Annotated in this window: 12 protein-coding genes and 1 pseudogene; 2 read left to right on the top strand and 11 right to left on the bottom strand. The window is 61.5% G+C overall.

The window, feature by feature from the left end; translation table 11 throughout:
* Positions 1-32 precede the first annotated feature (32 nt).
* From ACFTOW_RS14370 to ACFTOW_RS14340, 7 genes are all read right to left on the bottom strand, one after another.
* The gene (locus ACFTOW_RS14370) at positions 33-551 is read right to left on the bottom strand and encodes a hypothetical protein (protein WP_379916872.1); all 519 of its coding nucleotides are present in this window, start codon (positions 549-551) and stop codon (positions 33-35) included.
* Positions 548-1,147: a hypothetical protein gene (locus ACFTOW_RS14365; protein ID WP_379916870.1), complete on the bottom strand. Its 600-nt coding sequence runs from the start codon at positions 1,145-1,147 to the stop codon at positions 548-550. Before ACFTOW_RS14365 ends, ACFTOW_RS14370 begins: the two co-directional genes overlap by 4 nt.
* Positions 1,144-3,633, bottom strand: coding sequence for a phage tail tape measure C-terminal domain-containing protein (locus ACFTOW_RS14360; RefSeq protein ID WP_379916868.1), 2,490 nt, complete (start codon positions 3,631-3,633; stop codon positions 1,144-1,146). The genes ACFTOW_RS14365 and ACFTOW_RS14360 overlap by 4 nt, the downstream gene beginning before the upstream one ends.
* On the bottom strand, positions 3,626-3,784 hold the full coding sequence (locus ACFTOW_RS14355) for a DUF7697 family protein (RefSeq protein ID WP_379916866.1): 159 nt from the start codon (positions 3,782-3,784) through the stop codon (positions 3,626-3,628). The genes ACFTOW_RS14360 and ACFTOW_RS14355 overlap by 8 nt, the downstream gene beginning before the upstream one ends.
* Positions 3,785-3,951: 167 nt before the next feature.
* Positions 3,952-4,314, bottom strand: coding sequence for a hypothetical protein (locus ACFTOW_RS14350; RefSeq protein ID WP_379916864.1), 363 nt, complete (start codon positions 4,312-4,314; stop codon positions 3,952-3,954).
* A gap of 2 nt (positions 4,315-4,316) precedes the next feature.
* Entirely contained in the window at positions 4,317-5,258 is a 942-nt protein-coding gene (locus ACFTOW_RS14345) for a phage tail tube protein (RefSeq protein WP_379916862.1), read from the bottom strand.
* Between the two features lie 30 nt (positions 5,259-5,288).
* Positions 5,289-5,714 (bottom strand): acyl-CoA transferase, encoded by a 426-nt coding sequence (locus ACFTOW_RS14340; RefSeq protein WP_327543952.1) that lies wholly within the window; start codon positions 5,712-5,714, stop codon positions 5,289-5,291.
* A gap of 89 nt (positions 5,715-5,803) precedes the next feature.
* On the opposite strand from ACFTOW_RS14340, the gene ACFTOW_RS14335 reads away from it, so the two are divergent.
* Positions 5,804-6,088 (top strand): CopG family ribbon-helix-helix protein, encoded by a 285-nt coding sequence (locus ACFTOW_RS14335; RefSeq protein WP_269080936.1) that lies wholly within the window; start codon positions 5,804-5,806, stop codon positions 6,086-6,088.
* Entirely contained in the window at positions 6,076-6,366 is a 291-nt protein-coding gene (locus ACFTOW_RS14330) for a type II toxin-antitoxin system RelE/ParE family toxin (RefSeq protein ID WP_269080937.1), read from the top strand. The genes ACFTOW_RS14335 and ACFTOW_RS14330 overlap by 13 nt, the downstream gene beginning before the upstream one ends.
* 8 nt (positions 6,367-6,374) lie before the next feature.
* On the opposite strand, the gene ACFTOW_RS14325 is transcribed toward ACFTOW_RS14330, so the two are convergent.
* The 4 genes and pseudogenes from ACFTOW_RS14325 to ACFTOW_RS14310 all read right to left on the bottom strand — a co-directional run bounded on the left by ACFTOW_RS14325 (position 6,375) and on the right by ACFTOW_RS14310 (position 8,533).
* The gene (locus ACFTOW_RS14325; protein WP_379916859.1) at positions 6,375-7,007 is read right to left on the bottom strand and encodes a DUF6441 family protein; all 633 of its coding nucleotides are present in this window, start codon (positions 7,005-7,007) and stop codon (positions 6,375-6,377) included.
* On the bottom strand, positions 7,004-7,189 hold the full coding sequence (locus tag ACFTOW_RS14320; RefSeq protein WP_379916857.1) for a head-tail joining protein: 186 nt from the start codon (positions 7,187-7,189) through the stop codon (positions 7,004-7,006). Before ACFTOW_RS14320 ends, ACFTOW_RS14325 begins: the two co-directional genes overlap by 4 nt.
* A gap of 8 nt (positions 7,190-7,197) precedes the next feature.
* Positions 7,198-7,656 (bottom strand): annotated as a pseudogene (locus tag ACFTOW_RS14315) (phage tail tape measure protein); the annotation flags it as partial.
* 160 nt (positions 7,657-7,816) lie between these two features.
* Positions 7,817-8,533 (bottom strand): hypothetical protein, encoded by a 717-nt coding sequence (locus ACFTOW_RS14310; protein WP_379916855.1) that lies wholly within the window; start codon positions 8,531-8,533, stop codon positions 7,817-7,819.
* Positions 8,534-8,918: the final 385 nt, after the last annotated feature.

Raw genomic sequence — 8,918 nt, 5'->3', positions numbered from 1 at the left:
TTCTTTGGAAATTGTCATCGTCCTTGCTCCTCTCAGGAAGCATGGACCAAACCGCAGTTACACAGAAGATCGGACACTCTCTGGGTGTAGCGCCAGTTCCGCGGCACACTCAGATCAATGAGCCGGCTTTCATAGCTGATCGTGATCCGGCAGCTCTGCCCGTCCTCTTGCAGTTCCGGCACATCAAGACGGCCGGTAAAGGCCTGCACGGGATCAGCGATCACTCTGCGCTCCTCTGTGAGCAGCGCCAGCCAGATGCGCCCCGCCTGCCCCTGACGCGCCTCATCGATCGCAAGACCCACCAGATCCAGTGGCACGCCCGAGAGCGACACCGTCGTGCCGGAGGCCACCACGTCAGAGGTTTCCTCAAGCGCGCCTAGTCCAAGAAGCACGCCAACGCCCGTCCAGGTCTTGCCGTCCCAATCCATCGGCCCCGGACCGGTCCAGATCCGCACCATGCCCGACGGGAATTCCCCTTCAAAAAAGATCGCAGGCTGCAGCTCAGCACAATCGAGCGCCGCGGCCACAGAAGGTGTCATATCGCGGCTCATAGCGCCTCGCGGGCTGACAGGGTGAAGCGGTGACGCGCAGCGCGCTCAATCCGGGTTGGCACCGCACTCGTGGGGCGCAGCAGAACCTGCGGCCTGTTCACCTCCAACGGGGTGTTGGTGGGCAGCGCGCGGCGTATTGCCGGAAAGAGCGTCAGCGTTGCCAAACCATTGATATCCGCTGTGACATCAAAGGCGATCTGGTGCAGCCGTGTATCGCGCGCCGTGCCGATGGAGAGAAAGTCGCCAGAAGCCACAGCGGGTAGCCCCGGTGGCCAGCCCTGCGTTAGGACGACATTGCCGCCTGTGATGGAGGCCGCCAGCGTGACTGGTTGCGCAAGGGTCTTGGGTTCAATGGAGGGATCAGCAAACAGCAGCAGGCCCCGTCCTGAGCCAAGGGCCGTGAGTGCGGCCGACACAGAGCGCGCCAGCGATCCGGATTGCGCGGCAAACTCAATGTCGTATTCCCACCATTCGCCACCCCAATCCTGCACCTCCGTGGTTCCGGTAAAGGGCGACTGCGTCTGGCTGGTGGCGGTCACCAAGCGCCGCTCAATGCCGACAACCCACGTTCGCGGCAGTTCCACGATCACGCTCATGCCATGCGTCCCCGCCGCATGGCATTGCCGACGGCTGCCACCGCAATGCGCTCAAATTCCGGCTGTGCGCCGCGCATCACCGCCGCGATCTGCTCGGCCACGCCCATTTGCGCGCCGCGCGCATCCACATTGAGGTGGACGGCAATGGTGGCATTCCCGCCTGTGTCACGCGCAACCTCTGCGCGCGACAAGACCCGTTCACCCCGCTGCAAAATCGTGGGCACCTCGTCAGGACGGAGCCCGGCCCAGGAGCCAGCCGGCCCCACAGTGCCCCCGCCATGCATGCGTGGCGCACCCGCAAAGACCGCTGCGGGCACGGCGCGTGTATGACCGGAGATCCCAACCATACCGCCAGCATGCGAGACCGCTGCCGCAACAGAGCCGCCGCCAAAAGCGCCTGAGAGCGCGTTGGCAATGGGTCCGAGCACCGCATTCTTGAATGCCAAGACGGCCAAATCCGCCAGGATTGAGCGCACTAGCCCCTTGAAGTCGAGCTTGCCAGTTTCCACAAAGCTGCGGAAGGCGGTTTCGGCGCCAGAGAAGGCACTGGTCAGCGTTTCGCCGAGACCTTTGCCCCAGTTCAGGGCGTCCGTGGCATAAGAATTCAGGGCTTCGGAGACGGCGCGCCAGCCAGTGATGATTTGGTCAGCGGCGCCACCACCAGCTCCACCGCCACCGCCGCCACCCGTAACGGCATCTCCGGCTTGGGCCATTGCGCCTGCCAGGCGGTCCGCGGAAGCCGTCGCGTCATCAAGAGCGGCTGCGCCGTCCTCGCCGGTGCCCGCAACAGCATCGCGCAGCGCAGCCCAGGAGGACAGCGGAGCCCTGGCTCCAGCCGCTAGGTCAGTGGCGGCTTGTCTATAAGTATTGGCGGTCACTAGAGCGTCTGCAGCGATCCCATCCAAGCCCAGATCAGGCGCCGTGAGTGGATTATCCGCGAAGGCACGCCGGAACGCGTCTGCCGCAGCGCTCCCTGCATCCGCCGAAGCTCCCGCGAAAGGATTTTCGATATCACCAAGACTGATTTCGCCAATTTCGCCAAAGGTCGTCTCGATGCCCACAGCTGCAAGTGCGTCGCGGATCTTCCCCGTAAAGGCATCAATCCGGGCGATTGCGCCATTCAGCATCGCTTCAATCCCGTCGAGCATGCGGTTTGCCGCTGCGTAAACGAGATCCCCGATCACGGCTGGCAGGCGGGACCAGATTTCCCGGACGGCGAGTAGTGCCCCCTCAAACGTATTCGCCGTGGTGTTACCAAAGGCGACCACACTTTCAATCGCGCCCGTCATGCCGGTGGCAGCATCGGCCTTGAGATCGTAAAACATCGCCGTGGCGCGGGCGCCTGCGGCCGCTGCGCCCAACTTGATCCGGTCCCAGACCTCGACACCGACATCCTTCAGAAGGCGCATCGCCTCACCAAAACCGCCGGCACCGGACGCGAGGCGCGTGAACCAGTACACGAGCTCTCCCGCACCAACGATCAACGCGCCGATCCCAGTGCGGATCAGCGCGCCCTTCAGGACCACCAGCGTGGTGGCGAGCCCGCGAACTGAGAGCGCGGCAGCAGCCATGGCGGTCACCCAGCGTCCTGCCAGGAAGGTGGCGAAGGTTCCAGCATAGATCACGAGCCGGTCAAGGTTGGAAAGGACCGCATCAAAGGCCCGGCTGATCGGACTGGTGGCAGAGGCCAGCGCGACAAACGCAGTGGCTGCAGCCTCAAGCGTGGGCGCCAGAGCAACAGCGATCCTGTTGCGCACGCCCGTAAACACCTGTCCAATGCTGACCAGCGCCAGTTCTGAGCGGCGCATGGCCGCGATGGCATCCGCATCAAGCACCGCGCCGAGTGCCTGCGCCTGCGCGCCAAGCCGTGTCATTTCGGCGCCACCGTTCTGCAGAAGCGGGATCAGCCGGGTGGTATCGGACGCCATGGCCTCGAGATAGAAGGTCATCTCCTGCTGGCTCACGCCTGCCTTCTCAAGGCTTGAGACATAGAGTTGAAGCGCTTCCGGCCCCGAAAGGCGGGCGAACTCGTCTGCCGTCACACCCACGCGTGGTGCGATGTTTTCAAAGAAGTCCGCCATCGGCCCGCCGCCGGTCTGCAGGAAATCCCCCACGCGGTCGTTCACATCCATCAGGATATCTGCGAGCTTTTCCTGTTCTATGCCGACGGTGGCCGATGCCGCGGACCAGCGCTGGAACACCTCCGGGGCGGCATTGGCAACCTGAGATAGCTGGCCGATCTCATTGGCGGCAGCCACCGTCGAGCGGGTCATCGCAACGACAGCACCCGCGAGTGCCGTGGCAGCAGCCGTCGCCGCGATCCGGGCCCGGCGCGCGAAGGCCGCCATGCGGGCATTGGCTTGGTCCAGCTCGCGGCTGAGGCGACCCATGCCGCGAGACCCGGCCGCACCGACACCTTCCAGTTCGGCACGCACCTGGCGGCCGCCAGTCGCCGAGAGCCGGACGGAGACACGTTTCTCAGCCATGGTGGTGTTCAATCTCTTGGTTTGTCTTGCGCACCATCACCGCCTCGATCGGCGGCAGGAGTTCCGCGATGATGAAAGGAGAGAGCCCGAGGGCCACCCCAAGCTGAAGGGCAGCCGCCATGTCCCAGCCAAGGACAGCGCCACCGCTCATCCCGCCTGCAACGCGAACTTGCCCGCCAAGCCGCTGGACGAGGTCCCAGATCTGCCAGCCCTCGAGGGTGCATGGCGCATGCAGGCTGCGCGGGCACTCCGCACACACTGATGGGCAAGCCGTGCAATACTCACCGCCCCCGCCGAATTCCCAGTCGGCGAGAGCGGTCAGGCGTTTTTTTCCGCATCCAGAATAAGCGCACCGGCGATGTATTTGGTCTGGAAGGCCTCGAAGATTGGCCAGAGCTCCAAAAGCGCGTCGATCCCCTCAGGCGTCAAAGGAAGGGGCTTGCCGTCCTCGTCTCCGACGCCCTCCCAGTCCTTCACAACGATGCGCGCCACGGCCTTCGCTACGATACGCGCAAGGTCGTCGTTGGAGGTGCTGTCTTCAGTATTACCAGCGGCCGCAACGATGGTCGGATCGCTGCGCGCGGCCAACATGATGGCGGTGGTGAGCGGCTCGACCAGCAGGCGGACGCCATGGGCGAGGTCAAGCCAGCGCGGCTCCGTCGACAAGTTTAAGCGCAGCATGGTCAGTAATCCTCGCGGTCATTTGTAAGGGTGACGGTGCACATCCGGCCCACCAGCGGGTCACTCGCCGCCTGCCAGTCAAAGGTCGCCTGCACGCCTTGTGGACCCGAGATTTCGATCCGCGGGCGCGGGAGATAGACGGCATGCGCGGTGACGGTCAGGCTTTCGCCCGTTGGCAGCGTGTAGGAGAACGCAAGCTCGCAAGCCTCGCCATTGATCGCCTGGGTCACCAGCGTCTGATCGGCGAAACGCACGACGATATTTCCTGTCAGCGCCGCAATAGACGGGTCTGCACCGTCGATCTTGCCATCCGCCCGGATCGTCTCGATGCGGTCAAGATTGTTGGCATAGGTGAGGTCAGCGGAGACAACGTTTCCGATATTAGCTCCGTTCCGTGTGATGGCCCCGTTGAAGTGGCCGAAGCGTTTCAGCGCGATGTTGGCCGGTGTCCCTGCCGCACTGGTCGTGGCGATCTCCTCGCCCTGGGCCACAATGCTGGCCGTGGCTGTCAGCAAGCCTGATCGCGCCATCTGCCAGTTGAGACTGTCGACCATGCAGCCGGCATACATTGCAAAGCGGGGCACCTCGGGCATCCCGGTCTCGACCGAGAAAGACGGCAGCGCCCAGTTTCCTGAGCGGAACTCGTGCGTGTAGGGGGCCTCCGCGCCGGTGGTTGTGGGCGCTCCAAATGCTGCCATCAGCCAGAACCCGAACGCTTCCGCGTCGATAGGCATGACGGCATTGCCGTCCGCCGTGACCGCATCCTTGATCGGCGCCTGCGGATCCCTGCCATAGCCCAGAAGCTCTGATGTCTGCAGCGGTTGTTCAGCCCCAAGCGTCGTGCTCGCAAAGGGCATTTTGGTATAGCCGCTCGCAGGCGGCGTGCCGTAGGTCGTCTCGAACGCAAGCGCCATCTGCGCCCGCGCCCCTTGGGCTCGTGCCATCGTGTCTCTCCTTGAATGTCAGCTGAATTGTCAGACCAGCGCGTCGCTGGTGGCGTAATGCAAAATGATCGGAATTATCCCGGCTTTTAGGGGCGCCGCCCCCTCGACTGGCAGATCCACCGGTTCAGCGGCCTCCGGCTCAATCCAGTCGCATAATCCCCGCAAAGTACGGTCCGCCGCGATCACTGCGCCGATTTGCGCCGAGAGCGCGTCGAAGACGGCGTCTCGATCTGTCGTAGATTGTACGATCACCTCAAGTTCGGCGCGGTGCTGGTAATGATACATCAGCGGCGACAGCGTCATGCCTGGCTCACCTGGATTGCCATCACGCAGGATCATCAGCCCCGCGGGCGGAATGCGTTCCGGCAGAACTTCTCCGCGCAGAACAGGCACATGCGGGATCGTGCTGAGTAGGTCCGCCAGAGCGGTCAGGATGGTTTCGCGCGTGGTGGGCATTTATGGGCCTAACGGTGCATTCGTGTCTGTTGTTGAAGCCAAGAAAGTGTTACAGGTAATACCTAACAATACTCACGAGGACTCACCCCATGAATGCTGTTCGCCCCATTGCCGTGAAGCTCGATCAGGAAACCCGCGACCGCCTCAAACGGCTTGCGGATGCGAGGGATCGCTCAACGCATTGGATGTTGCGCGAAGCAGTCTCTCAGTTCCTGTCCCGTGAAGAGGCGCGTGAGGCCTTTCGCCAGGCAGGTCTTGCGGCCTGGCAGGAATATCAGATGACGGGCCAACATGTGACGCATGAGGACGCAGATGCCTGGCTCGCCAAGCTCGAGGCTGGTGAAGAGGCAGATATTCCTCAATGCCACAACTGATCTGGTCTCCTGCGGCGCTGCGGGATGTGGAGCGGCTTTACAACTTCTTGGCCGAGAATAACCCCGATGCGGCACGCCGCGCCGCCAAGTCCATCCGCGAGGGGATGCAGATTTTGCGCGACCAGCCGGGAGCAGGGCGCCCTGTGGAGGACATGGATCCAGAGTTTCGAGAGTGGTTCATCACCTTCGGTGGCAGCGGGTATGTTGCTCTTTACCGTTTGGACGCCGACAGGGCTGTCGTTCTCGCTGTGCGACATCAACGTGAAGCCGGGTACTGAACCAGCTGTCACCCCAGTTTAGCGTCAACCCACCCTGAAACAATTAAACTTGGAATGGCCGCCTGCGCCCGCTCTGCATCGCGGGCCAGGTCGAGCCGCTTGCGCAGCTTCACCTGAGGCACCAGCAGAAAGATCGGCACCGTGCTGCGTCCACGGCCGGTTTTCGACCGTGACGCCACACCCAGCCCGCGACTGTTTAGCCGCCCATCAGCGACCAACAGGCTCGGCCCACGGCGTCGATACACAAACCGAAGCCGCAGCCCGCGTCGCCGTTCCCATTCGCCAGGCGTCAGCGCCTTACCGCGGGCGCCTTTGCCGGCCGCCGGTGTCGGGATCGCGAGCCAGAAGCCATTTTTCGAGCGGATCAACGGGCCCGTGTCATGCGCGCCGATGATCTGAGGCGCTTTGGACCAGACCAGTGCTGCTGCTTTCAAGCTTTCACCAGATCGCGGATAGGTTTGGCTCCGGATCGAATTCGCCAGGCGTCTCCCCAGACCCGCCTGCGTTATCTGGCCACGCCAAGCTGATTTCAGATCAGACCCGGCCTCACGCATCGCGGCACTAACAGCCTTTTCGCCTGCGAGGATTTCAGCTTGCATCGCAAGAACGATGTCGCCTGCGACAGAGAGGTCGAGCTTCATGCCGGTGTTGCCTCAATGGTCCAGATCAGCCGCTCGCGATCACGCAAGGGTTCGCCTTGGATCAGGAAGGTTTCTTCACCAAGCAAGATCTGCTCATCGGGGCGGGGTGCGGGTAGCTCCGAGACGCGTAGATCAAAGCGCATCGTTTCCGAGACCAGACGCGCGGCTCCGAACGTGGTCACATCATCATTGCGACGGGGGATAATGCGGATACGGGTGAGGCCATACCGGCGACCCAGCGCCCGGCCATCACACCGGCGAAAGTGGCGGCGTAGGTGGTCAGTCGGCCGATGTTGTCGAACAGCACCTTGATCGCGATGCCGAGTGGTCCAGTCCGGCTCGCGACCGCCGCCATCGCATTGGCGACCGCTTCCAGCGCCGGAGCCGCAGCGACCGCCAGCTGGTTTGACAGCCCGCGCCAGATCAGCCCGAGCCGGGAGATCGCATCGTTCGTCCGCTCGATCTGGTCGGCATCAGCTTCCGAGACGACGACCCCGAAGGCGAGAACGTCCTCGGTCGCTTGTCGCAAGGTTGCGGTGTCGATCCGACTCATGGCGATGGAGCCTTCCTCGCCGAAAAGCTGGCCTGCCACCGCCGCGCGCTCGGCGGCGGGCACGAAACTCTCGATGGCGGCGTTGATCGCGCCTAGCCACGCAATAGGGGCGATGGGCACTGCAAGGCCCAATTGTTTATTGCGTCATGGTCCTGACCCGAGGCGAACGTACTGAGTGCTTTGAACATAATTGCAAAAAAAGAAGGCACCAGATTCCAGTGCCTTCTTTCTAACTCACCAGTTTTTGCCGCGCGACTTATCCACGAGCGATCTTCGTGCGGTTTGAAGCGATCTTATCGCGATTGGCCACGATATCAGCGCGACGCTCAGAGATTTCAGCCTTGTTCTGGGAAATATTCTCGCGATTTTCGAGTATTTTCGCAATGTGCTCGTCTAGATTGGACGAGTTTGTGGCAGCGGTCTCGTTTAGGGCGGAGATGGTTTCCGCATTCGCGGCGATGACGGCAGCATTTGACTCCACGGTGGCCTCGGCCATGCCATGATCGCCTTCAATCATCGCTGAGTTCGCCTCGATCTGGGCAGCATTGAAGGCAACGATTTCGGCATTGGCTTCCATAATGGCGCGGTTGACTTCGATCAACTGTCCATTGATTTCGGCCATCTTGGCACTGACTTCAATAACCTTGGCATTTAGTACGGCGCGATGGGCAAGCGCATCCAGCATGGCTTTGTTGATTTGCGCATTGACGTAGTTTGTCTGCACATCATTTTCGGTTGAGAGTGACTCGAGAAAGGCAATGCGGTTGGCAAAAATTGCATCGGTATTCATATTTGCAAGCTGGCGGTTGCCGGCAAAAGCTGCAGTGTAATTGCTCAGCAGCATCAAGCGATTTTCTTCGATCAGCGAACGGTGATCGTAGGCGCGGAACTTGTTCCCGAGAACAACGGCTTCAAGCTCAAGAATGCTGGCCTTGTTTTCGGCGATATTTTGTGTATTTGCTTCGGCAGACATATATCCATCCTTTTAGTATTAGGTTGCAGAGTATTTTCTGGCCACTATGTTTATACGACGGATTGTCACGTTTACATGTCATTAAAACGCGGGGGCGAAAATCTTAAGATAGACATATCCGGCATTTCCCCAGCGCCCCAGCAAGAAGAACCTGAGATCAAGCATTTCTACACGGATGGCGTTTGGTATCGTGCAAACGCCCAGTCTTTGGTAGCGGAGGTCAGACAGCGGGTTCATCCTCGGCCCTTTGGAGCGTTGCTCTGCATGTCGGACGGACCTATCCTGCGGTTGTTGCTCAGTTTAGGCCCGAATGGCAGTCATTCAGTTTCCAGCTGCTGCGGCCAACGCTGCATTGACTACGTACTTTATACTGCGCCCCAACATA

Origin of the sequence: Lacimonas salitolerans (assembly GCF_042677865.1) — a bacterium.
Lineage (GTDB): Bacteria > Pseudomonadota > Alphaproteobacteria > Rhodobacterales > Rhodobacteraceae > Lutimaribacter > Lutimaribacter salitolerans.
Note: the sequence above shows the minus strand (reverse complement) of the source record. Positions and strands in the feature narration are given on the sequence as shown.

What these genes read in the sequence shown, in the direction of transcription:
- ACFTOW_RS14370 (WP_379916872.1), bottom strand. Translation starts at nt 551, where the DNA reads ATGAGCCGCGATATGACACCTTCTGTGGCCGCGGCGCTCGATTGTGCT.
- ACFTOW_RS14365 (WP_379916870.1), bottom strand. Translation starts at nt 1,147, where the DNA reads ATGAGCGTGATCGTGGAACTGCCGCGAACGTGGGTTGTCGGCATTGAG.
- ACFTOW_RS14360 (WP_379916868.1), bottom strand. Translation starts at nt 3,633, where the DNA reads ATGGCTGAGAAACGTGTCTCCGTCCGGCTCTCGGCGACTGGCGGCCGC.
- ACFTOW_RS14355 (WP_379916866.1), bottom strand. Translation starts at nt 3,784, where the DNA reads ATGAGCGGTGGCGCTGTCCTTGGCTGGGACATGGCGGCTGCCCTTCAG.
- ACFTOW_RS14350 (WP_379916864.1), bottom strand. Translation starts at nt 4,314, where the DNA reads ATGCTGCGCTTAAACTTGTCGACGGAGCCGCGCTGGCTTGACCTCGCC.
- ACFTOW_RS14345 (WP_379916862.1), bottom strand. Translation starts at nt 5,258, where the DNA reads ATGGCACGAGCCCAAGGGGCGCGGGCGCAGATGGCGCTTGCGTTCGAG.
- ACFTOW_RS14340 (WP_327543952.1), bottom strand. Translation starts at nt 5,714, where the DNA reads ATGCCCACCACGCGCGAAACCATCCTGACCGCTCTGGCGGACCTACTC.
- ACFTOW_RS14335 (WP_269080936.1), top strand. Translation starts at nt 5,804, where the DNA reads ATGAATGCTGTTCGCCCCATTGCCGTGAAGCTCGATCAGGAAACCCGC.
- ACFTOW_RS14330 (WP_269080937.1), top strand. Translation starts at nt 6,076, where the DNA reads ATGCCACAACTGATCTGGTCTCCTGCGGCGCTGCGGGATGTGGAGCGG.
- ACFTOW_RS14325 (WP_379916859.1), bottom strand. Translation starts at nt 7,007, where the DNA reads ATGAAGCTCGACCTCTCTGTCGCAGGCGACATCGTTCTTGCGATGCAA.
- ACFTOW_RS14310 (WP_379916855.1), bottom strand. Translation starts at nt 8,533, where the DNA reads ATGTCTGCCGAAGCAAATACACAAAATATCGCCGAAAACAAGGCCAGC.